This is a genomic window from Streptomyces sp. B21-105, assembly GCF_036898465.1.
Taxonomy (GTDB): Bacteria; Actinomycetota; Actinomycetes; order Streptomycetales; family Streptomycetaceae; genus Streptomyces.
Genome location: NZ_JARUMJ010000001.1, coordinates 1675803 through 1690743 on the forward strand (window position 1 = coordinate 1675803; position 14941 = coordinate 1690743).

At 70.4% G+C, this 14941-nt stretch carries 17 protein-coding genes and 1 pseudogene; 7 read left to right on the forward strand and 11 right to left on the reverse strand.

Translation table 11 applies throughout. The annotated features are described in order from the left end of the window. Positions 1-60 precede the first annotated feature (60 nt). Positions 61-486, reverse strand: coding sequence for a hypothetical protein (locus QA802_RS07295; protein ID WP_143673463.1), 426 nt, complete (start codon positions 484-486; stop codon positions 61-63). A 63-nt stretch (positions 487-549) separates the two neighbouring features. On the opposite strand from QA802_RS07295, the pseudogene QA802_RS07300 reads away from it, so the two are divergent. Together QA802_RS07300 and QA802_RS07305 are read left to right on the forward strand one after the other, a co-directional pair. Next, positions 550-690: pseudogene (locus QA802_RS07300) on the forward strand (UDP pyrophosphate phosphatase); the annotation flags it as partial. Positions 691-853: 163 nt separating this feature from the next. Further along, positions 854-1033 carry a hypothetical protein gene (locus tag QA802_RS07305; RefSeq protein WP_319171382.1) on the forward strand — a complete coding sequence of 60 codons (180 nt, stop codon included), beginning with the start codon at positions 854-856 and terminating at the stop codon, positions 1031-1033. Between the two features lie 208 nt (positions 1034-1241). Here the strand turns inward: QA802_RS07305 and QA802_RS07310 are convergent, their stop codons facing one another. Beyond that, positions 1242-2159, reverse strand: a complete 918-nt coding sequence (locus QA802_RS07310) for a DUF5829 family protein (RefSeq protein WP_334534377.1) — start codon at positions 2157-2159, stop codon at positions 1242-1244. A gap of 196 nt (positions 2160-2355) precedes the next feature. Here QA802_RS07310 and QA802_RS07315 point away from each other — a divergent pair, with 196 nt between their 5' ends. After that, complete coding sequence (locus QA802_RS07315) at positions 2356-3126, forward strand: hypothetical protein (protein ID WP_334518962.1); 771 nt, start codon at positions 2356-2358, stop codon at positions 3124-3126. A gap of 60 nt (positions 3127-3186) precedes the next feature. Here the strand turns inward: QA802_RS07315 and QA802_RS07320 are convergent, their stop codons facing one another. From QA802_RS07320 to QA802_RS07330, 3 genes are all read right to left on the reverse strand, one after another. Beyond that, positions 3187-3849, reverse strand: coding sequence for a dihydrofolate reductase family protein (locus QA802_RS07320; RefSeq protein WP_334534380.1), 663 nt, complete (start codon positions 3847-3849; stop codon positions 3187-3189). A 235-nt stretch (positions 3850-4084) separates the two neighbouring features. Beyond that, positions 4085-4369, reverse strand: a complete 285-nt coding sequence (locus QA802_RS07325) for a hypothetical protein (RefSeq protein WP_334518965.1) — start codon at positions 4367-4369, stop codon at positions 4085-4087. 388 nt (positions 4370-4757) lie between these two features. After that, positions 4758-5387: a DUF4291 domain-containing protein gene (locus tag QA802_RS07330; protein WP_334534383.1), complete on the reverse strand. Its 630-nt coding sequence runs from the start codon at positions 5385-5387 to the stop codon at positions 4758-4760. 138 nt (positions 5388-5525) lie between these two features. On the opposite strand from QA802_RS07330, the gene QA802_RS07335 reads away from it, so the two are divergent. After that, positions 5526-5993: a nuclear transport factor 2 family protein gene (locus tag QA802_RS07335; RefSeq protein WP_334518967.1), complete on the forward strand. Its 468-nt coding sequence runs from the start codon at positions 5526-5528 to the stop codon at positions 5991-5993. Between the two features lie 140 nt (positions 5994-6133). Further along, positions 6134-7705 (forward strand): apolipoprotein N-acyltransferase, encoded by a 1572-nt coding sequence (lnt, locus tag QA802_RS07340; RefSeq protein ID WP_334518969.1) that lies wholly within the window; start codon positions 6134-6136, stop codon positions 7703-7705. Here lnt and QA802_RS07345 read toward each other — a convergent pair. Next, positions 7623-8534 (reverse strand): Gfo/Idh/MocA family protein, encoded by a 912-nt coding sequence (locus QA802_RS07345; RefSeq protein ID WP_334518972.1) that lies wholly within the window; start codon positions 8532-8534, stop codon positions 7623-7625. The two genes, lnt and QA802_RS07345, sit on opposite strands and share 83 nt — an antisense overlap. A gap of 282 nt (positions 8535-8816) precedes the next feature. On the opposite strand from QA802_RS07345, the gene QA802_RS07350 reads away from it, so the two are divergent. After that, complete coding sequence (locus tag QA802_RS07350) at positions 8817-9329, forward strand: DinB family protein (RefSeq protein ID WP_334518975.1); 513 nt, start codon at positions 8817-8819, stop codon at positions 9327-9329. A gap of 111 nt (positions 9330-9440) precedes the next feature. Continuing rightward, on the forward strand, positions 9441-9917 hold the full coding sequence (locus QA802_RS07355; protein ID WP_334518978.1) for a hypothetical protein: 477 nt from the start codon (positions 9441-9443) through the stop codon (positions 9915-9917). Positions 9918-10004: 87 nt separating this feature from the next. On the opposite strand, the gene QA802_RS07360 is transcribed toward QA802_RS07355, so the two are convergent. The 5 genes from QA802_RS07360 to fabG form a co-directional block, all read right to left on the reverse strand. Then, positions 10005-10517, reverse strand: coding sequence for a hypothetical protein (locus QA802_RS07360; protein ID WP_334518980.1), 513 nt, complete (start codon positions 10515-10517; stop codon positions 10005-10007). 210 nt (positions 10518-10727) lie between these two features. Then, positions 10728-11411: a uracil-DNA glycosylase gene (gene ung / locus QA802_RS07365; RefSeq protein WP_334518982.1), complete on the reverse strand. Its 684-nt coding sequence runs from the start codon at positions 11409-11411 to the stop codon at positions 10728-10730. A gap of 94 nt (positions 11412-11505) precedes the next feature. Beyond that, positions 11506-13056, reverse strand: coding sequence for an ABC transporter substrate-binding protein (locus QA802_RS07370; RefSeq protein ID WP_334518984.1), 1551 nt, complete (start codon positions 13054-13056; stop codon positions 11506-11508). A 269-nt stretch (positions 13057-13325) separates the two neighbouring features. Continuing rightward, on the reverse strand, positions 13326-14087 hold the full coding sequence (locus QA802_RS07375) for an SDR family oxidoreductase (protein WP_334518987.1): 762 nt from the start codon (positions 14085-14087) through the stop codon (positions 13326-13328). Positions 14088-14118: 31 nt separating this feature from the next. Continuing rightward, positions 14119-14880 carry a 3-oxoacyl-ACP reductase FabG gene (gene fabG / locus QA802_RS07380; protein ID WP_319171396.1) on the reverse strand — a complete coding sequence of 254 codons (762 nt, stop codon included), beginning with the start codon at positions 14878-14880 and terminating at the stop codon, positions 14119-14121. Positions 14881-14941 lie beyond the last annotated feature (61 nt).

The following is a 14941-nucleotide window of genomic DNA, read 5'->3' on the forward strand; positions in this document are numbered from 1 at the left end:
AGCGCCTCCGGCGACCGCCAGGGCATGCAGGTCACTGCCGCACAGATCTTCGCTTGCCGATCAGCTCATCCGGGGCACGTTGTCGTCCTCATCGTCCCAGTCGGTCTCATGCATCCTGCCCTTGCCGAAAATCTCATCCGGGCTGTTGAGCGACCGGGGCACGCACTGCGGCCAGGGCCTTGTCGGACAGTTTGGCCGCGGGTCAGGGGCCAGTTCCCCGCAACCGCGTACGCCGGAAAGCGGCTGTACCTGCTTCGTCACGGCGGCAAGGAGTGGCTGGACGAAGATCGACACAGTCGCATCGCCGTGGAGAAGCGCATGGGCCGCGAGGTCGCCGGCGTGGATGGTCTCTACTCGCACGTTGCCCTGGCCATGGAGCAGGAGATTGCAGGTTCGCTGCAAACCGGAGACTGCAGGTTCGCTGCACACCAGGTGGCTGCGTTTCGTGGCCAGCGAAGGAGAGCACTGGAAGGTGCCGTCTCCCACTGCTCTCACATTCGATCTTGAAAGTGGTGGAAAACCGCAGGTCAAGTCGGGTGGAGCAAAGTCGTCATAAACTTGTGTATGAAGTTCATCAGCACCAAGTCGTTCATGCCGTTCGTCTACTACCGGGTCGTCCTCGGCCTCGTCATCATCGCCCTGGTCGCGACGGGCGCGCTGAGCCCGCACGCGGCGGAGTCGGCGGGCTGACGCGGCCGCCCGGCCGGGCAGGAGAGACTCGGGACACCGGGCTGGAGTCAGGTGAACTCGCCGCAGTGGCGGCCCGGTTGATCGATCAACCGTGACCAAGCCCATATCGGTACGCGTAGCCGTCCGGTAGCGCAGTGTCAGTGCTTGCGCCTAGGCTTGGCGCATGTCCCCCACTTCTGTCTTCCCTGGTTCCGTGCGGTCCGCTGCCGAGTTGAACGAGCAGATCCGGGCCCTGTGGATGCGCGCGGGCGGGTCGCTGTCGACCCAGGAGCGGGCGGAGTACGAGCTGTTGGTCGTGGAGTGGGCCGCGGCGATCCGCGGCGAGGTGGTCAAGGCGGCCTGAGCCCCCGGCCGCCCTCGAGTCATCCTGTCCGAGCGGAGAGAGCCGAATCCGTGAGACTGACCAGCGACGCGGGGTACAGCGAAGTGCTCCTCTCCGCATCCGCATCCGCAGAGGAGCTGACGCGGCTGGCGACCGCGTGACGCGCGGTGGCGCAGGGCGGCGGAATCCGCCCGCCCCTTCGCGCGGGGGCCCGGGAGGCGACGCGGACTCAGATGCCGTCGCCGTTGAACGTCCACACGGCATGGCTGCCGGGGCCGACGATCAGGGTCGAGTGACCGATCCGCTCGATGTGCCGTTCCTGCACGGTCCGGTTGAGTGACATGTCGACCCGCTGCAGACCGGCTCGGTCACGCGGGACGGCGTCGAGGCGGATCGTCGTGCCGCCCCGCTCCGCGACGACCCCGCCGTCCGTCACGGTCCGCACGGCGAACCCCCCGGCCCGCAGCAGCGGCACGGTGTCGGCGAGGTCGCCCTCGGTGACCGCAAGGTGCACGGAGGTCACGTCACGCATCAGGTGGGTGCGGTAGTCGTCGGAGAGGTAGCGCTCCCTGCCGACGTCACCGGGAAAGCCGGCCGGCTCGGTGTTGCCGCGAGGATCGGCGAAGTACTCCGGCCGGTACTCCATCCCCCAGGCTGCGAAGGCGTCGTACGCGGTGGTGGTGAGGACGGCGTCGAACCACGGCACGGGCACTCCGTCTCCGAAGTCCCGGGTCTGGAGGAATCCGACGGGGTCGGGCACCCCCTCGCTCTTCAGTCGCTCGGTGACCGTCGCCAGGTCACCCGCCCGTTCGGTCGACAGGCCGAGTCCGGCTGAGCCGAGGGTGCCGTCCTGGCCGGCGATGTCACCGACTCCGAACAGCTCCAGGTAGGTCTCGCGACCCGTCAGATAACGGCCGGTCCAGGTCTGCCCGTCGGCACCGGTCGTGGTGCGGACCTGGAAGTTGGCGAAGTCCCGCAGATAGCCGGAGTGTTCGATGGCGTCGGCGGTCTCCCGGTCGAGGACCCCGTAGGAGTGGTTGTAGAACAACAACTGCCGGTCGTACGAGGGTCTGCTTCCCTCGGCCTGTGCCGTCGCCGCGCCACCCCCGATCGCACCGGCGAGGGCCACAGCGAGCACGACGAGCATCCGTAAGCTCCGAGGCATCAGCATGCGAGCGATCGTAGGACGGCAAGGACACGGCTGCGGTTTCTTTTCCGAACGAACCGCGAAACGCCTGACACATGACGTCCCCCACAAGGCGCCGCCCGCCATCACTCCGCGATGGTGTGTGCCCGGTCAACCTCCGGGCTCACCCGTACCGTTGCCGTACGACCTCAGCTCCATGGGTGCCCCCTTCTTCGGGGTGACGTGCTCCCCCGGCCCCGACCGGAGGATGGAAGCCGACGGGGAGGACATCCGCCGCCCGCACCGCGCCTTCGACTGGAGCCCCATGTTTCCCGTGAGTTCCCTGCTGCGCACCCACAAGACACTTGCCGTGGCCGTGGTCGCCGCCATGGCGGCCTCCGCTGCCGCGGTCCCCGGCGTCACAACGGCGTCCCACGATCCGCAAGAGCGGCCTGCGCCGACAAGCACCGGCGCGAGCGTCACCGGGACCGCCGCGTTCCGTCTGCCGTACTTAACGGACGCCGACATCCGCTCGCTGACCTTCGACGCGCACGCCGCCCCCTTCAGCAAACCGATCCCCGGTGTCCCCGGCGGACTGCCGACCGACGCATACGGCACGGTGAAGGTCTCCCACTACTCCGCGGAACGGGACATCACCTACACCGCCGAAGGCACGGTCGACTGTCTGGCCACCGCGCCGGGCAGCGCCACCCTGACCGCGGTCATCACCAAGGTGAGCCCCGGAGGTCCGGACTGGGTGAAGAAGCGGCTGGGGTTCAGCGTCCACGACGGCGGCGCGGACAAGCCCGCGGACGCCTCGCGGGACCGGGTGGGATTCTCCTGGGACAGCGGGGTGAACTGGACGATCACCGCCGGCGAGCACCTGGATTCGGTGAACTCGTGCATGGCGCCCGCCGCCTTCGCCCCCGTCACGAAGGGCGGATACCGAGTCAGGCACGCCGACATGCCACTCTGGCCGACGAACTGACCCCACCCGCAGCGGTACACCATCCAAAGGAAGCTGGGCTTGATCCACGTCAGGCCTCGCTCACAAGCGTTTCTGCCATTTGCGCCAAAACAGGTGATGCGTCACTCCGCTCGGGCTGGGCACGACTTCCCTGTGGAACCGGTCCAGCAGTTGTTCGGGCGAGTCCCAGAGACGGAGCCCAGACCCGAGCTTCACCGGTGCGACGGCCACATGCATGGTGTCGACGAGGCCGGCGTCGAGGAACTCCCGAATCGTGGTCACGCCGCCGCCGAGCCGGACGTCCTTGCCCTGCGCGGCCTCCCGTGCCTCAGCGAGAACGGTGACGGGGTCGCCGTCCACGAAATGGAACGTGGTGTCGGAGAGCGTGAACGACGGACGCCTGTGGTGGGTCAGGACGAACACCGGCGTGTGGAAGGGCGGCTCGTCACCCCACCAGCCGCGCCACTCATGGTCCTGCCATGGGCCGCGCTGGGGTCCGAACTTGTTGCGGCCCATGATCTCGGCGCCGATGTTGTGGCTGAAGTCCCGGGCGAAGTAGTCGTCGAGGCCCCGGCTCCCCCCGGGCTCGGTGCGGTTGGGCCAGCTCGCCGTGGCGCCGGCCCAGGCGAAGAGCCTTCCCGGATCGATGTTGTGGCCGAAGGGCCGCTCCAGGCTCTGGTCCTCGCCGGCGGCGACGCCGTCGCTCGAGATGGTGAAGTTCTGCACTCGCAGCAGCTGATCCATGTGCTTCCTCATCAGGTCCTGTCTCCTCCTCGTATGGCGATGCGCCCTACGTCAGGACGTCGAACGAGCCGCGGCCGAATCGACAGCGGCGCCTGAGTTCTTCCACAGCGTTTCCCCCGCGACCGCTCACCTGCGCGGGGCGGCGCATCAGACGGTGAAGGGCGGGGGCGACCATCTGGGCACTGCAGGCCGGTACAGCCGTGGAGGCCGTCTCACGTGACTGGTCCGAACGGTGTCAGGCGGAAGCCACCACCTCGCCGGCCATGACCTGGGGAGGGTGCGGGAGCATCGACGCCAGGTTGTCCCGGACGAAGTCCGCTGCCCTCGAGATCGATTCGTCGGCACCGGCCTGGTCCTGGAAGACGCTGGTAGAGACCATCACTCCGTCTCCGGCATCGATCCAGTAGTAGGCCACGAAGCCGGAGACCTGGCGCATGAGCGGCACGAACCCCTCGTTCACGAGACGTGCGGCCTCGGCCGCATCGGTCACTCCTTCGTACCGCCGGACTGCTGCGAACATCACCAAGCTCCTCACGGCGTTCTGGGCCCGCCCTCTGCTGAGGCGTGGTACCCCAGCGGCGGCTGCCCGGCTCACTGGGTGCCCGGCAACCACCTGAAGGATCGCCCCGGGTGATCCGAACGGCGGTCGCCGGACCGGACACGCGGCCCTGCGCACGTCTGTCGTAAGAGGACGTCGAGGTGGAGCGGGGGCGGCCTCAGGCCGGTGGCTCCCGCAGCACGAACCGTCAGCCCAGGCCGCCTCGGCACCGGTCACCTGGCACCAGCCGTTCGCGGAAGGCCAGGAGTACTCGCCCATCCGCTGCTCATGCACGCGACACCCGCCCTCTGGACGAGTAGCGGGGCACCGGTCACGAAGAGGCCCGTCAGGACGGAGCGCGCCCGCGGACCTATCGCCGCAGATGGGTCAGCGCATCCTCCGGCGCTGGGTACGGCCGCTCGTCCGGCAGCAGCGCGGCCGCCGCGTCCAGGTCACCGGCCCGCACATGGCCGTGGATCTCCCGGGCCAGCGGCGTCACATCCCGGATGCCGACGATCCACTCGTCCGCGTACCGCGCGGTCGCCTCACCCGCGAGGCCCAACTGCAGGGACCGGTGCGGCAAGGGCTGCAGTCGCAGATCGCGCTCCGGATCCCACTGGACCCGCGCCGGCGACCGCTTCAACCGCCGCTTCCAGTCCGCCTGGTCGGCGTACAGCTCGGGCACGTAGTGCGAAAGGCACGCATGACGCAACGCCCACTCGAAGCCGTCCCGTTCGATCTCCACGGCCAGGACGGTCTCCTGCCCCTCCTTCAGACCCCACCCGCAGCGGTACATCATCCACAGGAAGCTGGGCTTGATCCACGTCATGCGCTCGCGGCTCCAGGCCGCCGGGAAGCGGCCGTCGCGCGCCGCCGCGACGCCGATGCCCGGGCGGTAGGCCTGGTAGACGGTGACGGTCGCCTCGGTATGGAGGGCGCGGATACGGAACTTCGGTTCCTGCTGGGCGGGCCGGTCATCGGAGTGGTTCCGGTCGTGCACGTTCTTCGGTCTGTTCTCTTCGTTCACGGGAGCAGACTGACCGCCCGCTCGTCCGCCGGGCCACCGAAATACGCCATGCCCGCACCGATCCCGGCACAGACCTTGGCTGAGCAGCCTGCATGCCCAACACTCGGGCCCATGACGCAGCGTGTGGAGCTCGCCGCCGTGATGGACCGGCTGGCCGTCGACGGATTGCTCACCGACTACGCGGTGGCGGTCGACGACGGGGACTGGACGGCCTACCGCGACCTGTTCACCCCGGACGGTCGGGCGGACTACCGCTCGGCCGGGGGCATCGAGGGGGATGCCGGGAGCGTCGCCTCCTGGCTCTCGGAGAATCTGCGGGTGTTCGCGATGCGGCAGCACCTCATCGTCAACCGCCGGGTGCGCTTCGGGATCCTGGAGCAGGACGCGGGCGACACGGCCCGGGTGCAGGCCGACTACGTCAACCCGATGCGGTTCGCCGCCCAGGAGAACGGGTCGCCGCCCGGGGAGCCGGACTTCGTGTGCGGGGGCCGGTACTCCTTCGGTCTGCTGCGCACGCACGACGGCTGGCGGGTGCGGGAGGTGGCCGTACAGGAGAAGTGGCGCCGCACGTCCGGTTGAGCCGCGTCGAGACGAGACGAGGCGTCCCGACGGCCTGGGGCGGATGCGCTGTGTCGGGTTCGGCCCGGTCCGGGACACGCCCTGTCCGAGATCGTTCGCGGAGCGCACACTGAAGCTCAGTGCGGGTAGGGAGGTGTCGTATGAAAGCGTTCGGACACTGGCTCACCTCCCCCTGGCGGCGTACGGCCGTGGCGGTCCTCGCGGGCGCGCTGCCCGTGCCGGCGTTCCCGGCGCCGGCCCTGTGGTGGTGGGCGTGTCTCGCGCTCGTCCCCTGGATCCTTCTCATCCGCTCCGCGCCGACGTTCAGGCGGGCCTCGTTCGACGGCTGGAGCGGCGGGTTCGGCTTCATGCTGGCCATGCACCACTGGCTGCTGCCGGACCTGCATGTGTTCACGCTCGTCATCGCCGCGCTGCTGGGCGCCCTGTGGGCGCCGTGGGGCTGGCTGGTGCGCCGGTTCCTGGCGGACGACACCGTCCCCACCCGGGGTCGGGTGCTGGGCGCGCTCCTCGTCCTGCCCTCCGGCTGGCTGGCCGTCGAACTCGTCCGCTCCTGGCAGGGGCTCGGCGGCCCGTGGGGCATGCTGGGGGCCAGCCAGTGGCAGGTGGAGCCGGCGTTGCGGCTGGCCTCGGTCGGCGGGGTATGGCTGCTCAGCTTCCTGGTGGTGGCGGTCAACGTGGCGGCGGCCGTGCTGATCGCGCTGCCCGCGTCCCGGGCGCCGGCCGTCGCCGGGCTCGTGGCCGCCGCCGCCACCGCCTCGGCCGCGTGGGTGTGGGCGCCGCGTCCCGACGGCGCGGGACAGACCCGGATCGCCGTCGTGCAACCGGGGGCGATCGACAAGTCCGACCTGCGGTTCGACCGCGAGGAGCAGTTGACCCGCCGGCTGGTCGGGCAGCACGTCGACCTGATCGTCTGGGGCGAGAGCAGTGTCGGCTACGACCTCGCCGAGCGACCGGATCTGGCCGAGCGGCTCGCGACGCTGTCCCGGGCGACCGGCGCCGACATCCTCGTCAACGTGGACGCCCGCCGCTCCGACCGGCCCGGCATCTACAAGAGCTCGATCCTCGTCGGCCCGGACGGCCCGACCGGCGACCGGTACGACAAGATGCGGCTGGTGCCGTTCGGCGAGTACATACCCGCCCGTTCCCTGCTGGGCTGGGCCACGTCCGTCGGCAGGGCGGCCGGCGAGGACCGGCGGCGCGGCGCCGGACAGGTCGTGATGCACGCCGGGCCCGGGCTGCGCATAGGGCCGATGGTGTGCTTCGAGACGGCGTTCCCCGACATGAGCCGCCGCCTCGCCGAAGACGGCGCGGACGTCGTCGTCGCCCAGTCGTCGACCTCGACGTTCCAGCACAGCTGGGCGCCCGCGCAGCACGCCTCACTGGGGGCGCTGCGCGCCGCCGAGACGGGGCGCCCGTTCGTCCACTCGACCCTCACCGGCGTGTCGGCCGTGTACGACGCGAGCGGTCGGCGCATCGGCTCCTGGCTGGGCACGGAGGCGAGCACGACGGCCGTCTACGAGGTCCCGCTCGCCGGCGGAGTCACCCCGTACGTGCGGTACGGGGACTGGCCGGTGCATCTGGCCCTGCTGGTGCTCGCGGCCATGGCGCTCTCGGAGGGCGCGCGGACGGTCAGGCTGCGGCGGACCGCTGCCGCACCGCTTCGACCACCCGCTCGCACAGTTCGTGAGTCGCCAGCGCGTCCCGGGCGCTGAGCTCCCTGCCCGCGCGCACGGCGTCGAGGAACGCGAGCACCGCCTGTTCGATGCCGCGCTGGCGGGCCACCGGGACCCAGTCGCCGCGTCGGCGCACGGTCGGCTGCCCTTTGTGGTCGACGACCTCGGCGAGATTGACGACCTGCCGCTTGGTGTCCTGCCCGGACACCTCCAGGATCTCCTCGTTCGAACCGCTGAGCCGGTTCATCACGCCCAGCGCGGTGAAGCCCTCGCCGGCCAGTTGGAGGACCACGTGGTGCAGCAGTCCGTCCTCGACGCGCGCCCGCACGGTGACGTCGTCGACCGGGCCGGGCACCAGGAAGCGCAGCGTGTCGACGACGTGGATGAAGTCGTCGAGGACCATGACGCGCGGCTCCTCGGGCAGCCCGATCCGGTTCTTCTGCATGAGGATCAGCTCACGCGGATGGTCGGCGCACTGTGCGTAGCCGGGCGCGAAGCGCCGGTTGAAGCCGACGGCGAGAGATGTGCCGCGCTCCTCCGCGAGCTCCACGAGCCGTTCGGATTCGGCGAGTTCGTAGGCGAGGGGCTTGTCGACGTACGTCGGGACGCCCGCCTCCAGCAGCCGGGCGACGATCTCGGGGTGGGCAGCGGTCGGCGCGTGCACGAAGGCCGCGTCCAGGCCGGCGGCGAGGAGCCCGTCGAGGTCGCGGTGACGCTGCTCCCGGGGCACGCGGAGGGTGTCGGCGACCCGGTCGAGGGTGGTCCGGGTGCGGGTCTGCAGGTGGAGCTCGGTCCCGGGCCGCGCGCCCAGCACCGGCAGGTACGCCTTCTGCGCGATGTCTCCGAGTCCGATGCAGCCGACCTTCACGGGAGCTCCCTCACTGCTTGCCTGCCTGCCCGGCAGCATACGGCCCGGCCCCCGCCGCGGGCGCCGATCCGCCCGGCCGCCGATCCACCGGAGCCCCGGTCCGCCGGTCGCCCGGACCGCCGGTCCATCGGTCACCCGGCCCACCGGTCCCCCGGTCCCGCTGACGGCACCCGCACGGCGAGCCGGGGCGGAGCCGGGCAGGCCTCGAAAGCCGCTCACGGCCTCCTTCCCGGCCGGGGAAAACCCGTGGTGACGGCGGCCGCCGTCCGCGACCATACGAAGATGACGACGCAGCGCACCGAACCCGCCCAGAACGCCGACGAACGCCCCATGCTGGAAAGCTATCTCGACTACCACCGGCAGACGCTGGCGTGGAAGTGCGAGGGCCTGAGCGACGCGCAGCTGCGCACCGCCTCGATACCGCCGTCGCAGCTTTCCCTCATGGGCCTGGTGCGGCACATGGCGGAGGTGGAGCGCGGCTGGTTCCGCAAGGTCCTGGTGGGCGACGATCCCGGGCCGATCTACTACAGCGAGGCCGACCCCGACGGCGAGTTCCACCTCACCGAACAGGACACCTGGGCCGAGGCGTACGCCGTCTGGCAGGCCGAGATCGAGGTGGCGCGGCAGAACGCGGCCGGCTTCGCCCTCGACGAACTCTCCCAGGGCAAGAGCAGGTCCACCGACGAGCCGTTCAGCCTGCGATGGATCTACACGCACATGATCGAGGAGTACGCCCGGCACAACGGCCACGCCGACCTGCTCCGCGAGTGCATCGACGGCGCCACGGGGGAATGACGTCAGCGCGGGCGGACCGGCTCCCTCGCAAGGGGCACGAGATCACCCGTGCGGGGCAACCTGCGCCCGTCCGCTGTCGCCCGGGCGGCCGGAACCACCAGAGTTGCGCGGGTGCACCGATCGACGACGACTACCGCGACGCTTCTGGCCGCCATGGCCTTCTCGGCGCTGTCCGGATGCGTGACCGTCCAGCATCCGGCCGCGCCCGGTCCGGCCGTGACCCCGTCCCAGCCGCCCCTGCCCCGGCCGGACGGCCGGGCCGGGACACAGGTCGTGCAGGCGCCGGCCCGTGAGGCGCTGGAGAGGGCCGGCTCGCCCCGCGAGCCGGAGCCGTCCACCCCTGCGGGGGCCGAGCGGCCGCGAACGGCGGCGGGTCGGGGCGGACCGCCGCCCGAGTCCCACCCCCGTCCGCAATCGCGGCCGGCCCGGCCGGAGCGTCGGCGGCACGCACAACCGCGCGTGGAGATCCCGGAGGTGGCGGCCGAGGTGCGCGGGAACGCCGATGTCTGCGCACTCGGCGAGAAGTACGGCGGCTGGCGGGGGGACAGCCCGGAGACGGTGATCTGCGAGCAGACCTACGGGCGGTGACTCAGGAAGGTCGGCTACCGGCGGTGGCTCAGGAAGCACGACCTCGGCCGGTTTTGCAGCAAGGACGGCTACGGGCGGTGGCGTCCTTCACTCCCCGTCCGTCGCTCCCGGCTCTCCCTCATCCGTTGCCCGCCGGTCCCAGTCGCCCGGCCCCTCCCCCAGCCGCAGCTCCATCCTGCTGATCGCCGCCCGCACACCGTTGCCGTAGCTGTCGTCCACCAGGGCCACGGCCGCTCCGCGCGCCCTGCGGACATGGGTGCGGGCGGCTTCGGCGCGGCCGAGCTTGACGTAGTCCTCCGCGAGATTGAGATGCAGCGACGGGTACAGCGCGCGGGCCTGGGCCGAGCCCGCGTGCTCCTCCGCCGCCGTGAGCGCCCGCAGATCCCACGCCAGTTCGTCCAAGGGGTCGTCGTGGGTGTCGGCCAGGTAGTGGGCGAGGGTGCAGCGGTGCAGCGGATCGCCGCCCTCGCCGAGCTCCGTCCACAGGTCGAGCAGCCGACTGCGGGCCTCTTCGCGGTCTCCCCCGTGGTGCAGCATCACGACCTGCCCGATCCGCGTGAGCAGGGCGTCCGGCGCCGTCTGCCCCTGTCGCTCCGCCACCTCGGCCTCCTTGCGTCGTTGCGACGACGCTAGCCGCAGGGTGCGGCAAACCGGGTCAGGCCGCACCGGGCCGATCCGTGGAGGCACCGGCCCGGCGGCCGCAGGTCGAGCAGCCGGCCGGGTGCGGTAAGGCCGGTCAGGCGGTCGGCCGGTCAGGCGGTCGGCCGGTCAGGCCGAGCGGGTCGAAGACGGCCGGAGCGAAGCGGGCGGTCAGGCCAGGTTCGGGATCGTCCAGTCGATCGGCTCGTGGCCCTGGCGCGCCACCGCCTCGTTGATCTGGGTGAACGGGCTGGAGCCGAAGAACTTCTTCGCCGAGAGAGGCGAGGGGTGCGCGCCCTTGACGACGATGTGCCGCGTCTCGTCGATGAGCGGGAGCTTCTTCTGCGCGTAGTTGCCCCACAGGACGAAGACGGCCGGGTCGGGCCGGTCGGCCACGGCGCGGATCACCGCGTCGGTGAACTTCTCCCAGCCCTTGCCCTTGTGCGAGTTCGCCTCACCGGAGCGGACCGTGAGGACCGCGTTGAGCAGCAGGACCCCCTGCCGCGCCCACGGCATCAGATAGCCGTTGTCCGGGACCGGCGTGCCGAGCTCCTGCTGCATCTCCTTGTAGATGTTCCGCAGGGACGGCGGGGTCTTCACCCCGGGACGCACCGAGAAGCACAGGCCATGGCCCTGGCCCTCGCCGTGGTAGGGGTCCTGGCCGAGGACGAGCACCTTCACGCTGTCGTACGGCGTCGCCTCGAGCGCGGCGAACACCTCCTCGCGCGGCGGGTAGACGGGGCCGTTCGCCCGCTCCTCCTCGACGAACTCCGTCAGCTCCTTGAAGTAGGGCTGCTGCAGTTCGTCGCCCAGAACCCCGCGCCAGGACTCGGGCAGCATGGCGATGTCGGTCACGTCAACGTCCTTCGTTGTGCGGTCACTTCCTCAGAGCACAGAACCTACAGGCGACCACTGACAACAGGAGGGGGAACGGTCCCGGCTGCGGGGCCTACCAGCTGGTCTTCCGCGACAGCTCCCACACCATCATGATCGTCGACGGGTCGAGGGCCCGCTCGCCGCCCGAGACGTCCTCGGACGAGGCGATGTACTGCTTGCCCTGCCACAGCGGCAGCAGCCGGGCGTCCCTGACGAGGATCTGCTGGGCCGCCTCGAAGTCCTTCGTCACGTTGGCGCGGTCGCTCACCTCGCGGGAACGCGGCAGCAGCACCTGGGTGATCTCCCTCGCCGGGTAGGGCGTGCCGAGCGCGTTCTGCTCGCCGACGAAGGGGGCGATGAAGTTGTCGGCGTCGGGGAAGTCCGGGGCCCAGCCGCGCCCGAACACCGGGTACTCGCCGTTCTGGTAGCCGAGCACATAGCTGTTCCAGGGGCGGTTCTTCAGGGTGACCGAGAACAGGCCGGAGGCCTCCAGCTGGCTCTTGAGCTCCTTGAACTCCAGAGCGGTGTCGGAGCCGTAGCGGTCGGAGGTGTACCACAGGGTGAGCGGGACGGTCTCGTTGATCCCCGCGTCCTTGAGGATCTGGCGCGCCTTCTTGGCGTCGGGGTCGCCGAAGGAGTCGAAGAAGGGGGTGGTGTGCCCGGTCAGACCGGCCGGGACCATGGAGTACAGCGGCTCGACGGTGCCCTTGTAGACCTTGTGGGCGATCGCGGCCCGGTCGACGACCTGGGCGATCGCCCGGCGCACGGCCAGCTTGTTCGACCACGGGTCCTTGGGGTTGAACACCAGGTAGTTGATGTTGCTGCCGGCGGCCTCGATGAGCTCCAGGCCCTCGTTGTCGCCGCCCTTGTGCCCGAGGTCGATGATGTCGTCGGCGGCGAGACCCTGGTAGGTGATGTCGATCTCCTTGGCGCGCAGGGCCTTGACCATGCTGCCGGAGTCCTGGAAGTAGCGGATGGTGACCGCGTTGTTCTTCCGCTCGGCGAAGCCCTTGTAGTTGTCGTTGCGCACCAGCACGGCCTGCTTGCCCTCTTCGTAGGACTGCAGCCGGTAGGGCCCGGAGCCGACGATGCCGTCGTCCTTGCGCAGGGACTTCGCGGGATAGGCCTCGGGGTCGACGATCGCCAGGCCGGGGGTGGCGAGGACGAAGGGGAAGGTGGCGTCGGCCTTGTTGAGCCGGAAGATCACCTCGCGCTCGCCGTTGGCCTGGACGCTCTCCAGGGTGCTGAGCAGTCCGGCGGGGCCGGTCTTCGCGTTGATCGTCCTGACCCGGTCGACCGAGTACTTGACGGCTTTCGCGTCGAGCTTGTCGCCGTCGGAGAAGGTGAGACCCTCGCGCAGTACGCACTTGTAGGTGCGGTTCGTGCTGTCCGTGAAGACGCACTCGGCGGCGTCCGCCTGGGGCGTGGTCGCGCCCGTGGGATAGCTCAGCAGCGTCTGGTAGATGTTGCGGAACAGCTCCCAGGAGCCGTCCCAGGCCGCGGCGGGGTCCAGCGTGCTGGGCGCGCTGGTGGTGCCCACGACGATCGGTCCGGCATCGTCGGAGCCCTCATCTCCCAGGAGGCTGCACCCGGCCACCAGGGATATGGACACGATTGCCGCCATTTGCTGCACGGATCGGTTCCGGTTGAACACGCGCACGCTCCTCGATCTGCCATGCCAAGGGTTGGCAGACCATACCGCAGCGCCGGGCGGGCTGAACCCGCGGCGGTGAAGCGTTCTTGATCACTGTGGGTATGACGACGTTGTCATTCCCGTGTGCGGCGGCTGTGCCTGGGCACGGACACCGTGTCACGGGCGCCGTTTCCGTAACGGAGGAAACGGCGCCCGTGGCGGTGCCGGTCCAGGCTGACGCCGGCCGGCGGGCGGCCTGGTCAGCCCACGCCGGCGTTGAGGAAGATGCCCCCGTCGACGACGAGCGTCTGGCCGGTGATCCAGTCCGACTGCTCGGAGGTGAGGAACGCGGCGGTGCCGCCGATGTCGGAGGGCACGCCGAGCCGGGCGAGCGGGTAGGCGGCGGCTGCCTCCTCCTCGCGGCCCTCGTACAGGGCTTGGGCGAACTTGGTCTTCACCACGGCCGGGGCGATCGCGTTGACCCGCACCCGGGGCGCGTACTCGTGCGCCAACTGCTGGGTCAGGTTGATCATGGCGGCCTTGCTGATGCCGTAGGCGCCGATGAAGGGTGAGGCCGAGAGCCCGGCGACGGAGGCGATGTTGACGATCGCGCCGCCGTTGTCCTTCTGCCAGGCGTGCCAGGTCCGCTGGGCGAAGCCGAGCGCGGAGACGACGTTGGTCTCGAAGACCTTGCGGGCCACGTTCAGGTCGAGGTCGGCGATCGGCCCGAACACCGGGTTCGTGCCGGCGTTGTTGACCAGGAAGTCGATCCGGCCGAAGGCGGCCATGGTGCGTTCGACGGCGGCCGCCTGGTGCTCCTCGTCGTGCGCCTTGCCGGCGACGGCGATGACCCGGTCGGCGCCGAGCTTCTCGACGGCCTCATTGAGGGCGTCCTCGCCCCTGCCGGTGATGCAGACCCGGTCGCCGCGGGCGACGAGCGCCTCGGCGACGCCGTAGCCGATGCCGCGGCTGGCGCCGGTGACGAGGGCGACCTTGCCGGAGAGTGCGGGCAGTTCAGTCATGTCGGTGATCCCCAGGTGTCCCTAGTGGGCGTTAGTCGAGCGGTCCGCCGGCGACGTACAGCACCTGGCCGGAGACGAAGCCCGCGGCCTCGTTCGTGAAGAAGGCGATCGCGTTGGCGATGTCGTCGGGCTCGCCGACGCGCGCGACCGGGATCTGGGTGGCGGCCGCCGCCTTGAACTCCTCGAAGCCCATGCCGACGCGGGCGGCCGTCGCGGCGGTCATGTCGGTGGCGATGAAGCCGGGGGCGACCGCGTTGGCGGTGATGCCGAACTTGCCGAGCTCGATGGCGAGGGTCTTGGTGAAGCCCTGCAGACCGGCCTTGGCGGCGGAGTAGTTGGCCTGGCCGCGGTTGCCGAGCGCCGAGGACGACGACAGGTTGACGACACGGCCGAAGCCCGCGTCGACCATGTGCTTCTGGACGGCCTTCGTCATCAGGAACGAGCCGCGCAGGTGCACGTTCAGGACGGTGTCCCAGTCGGCGGCGCTCATCTTGAACAGCAGGTTGTCGCGGAGCACGCCCGCGTTGTTGACGAGGATCGTGGGCGCGCCGAGCTCGTCGACGATCCGTGCGATCGCGGCCTCGACCTGGGCCTCGTCGGAGACGTCGGCACCGATCGCGACGGCCTTGCCGCCCGCCGCGGTGATCTTCTCGACGGTGTCCTTGCAGGCGGCCTCGTCCAGATCGACGACGGCGACCGCGCGGCCCTCGGCGGCCAGCCGTACGGCGGTGGCGGCTCCGATGCCGCGCGCCGCGCCCGTGACCACAGCGACCCGCTGCTCAGTGGTGGACATTGCTGGTTCTCCTCGCCCTTGAGAAAGCCTGATGACTGATCCGCCCGGATGCCGAGTGCCG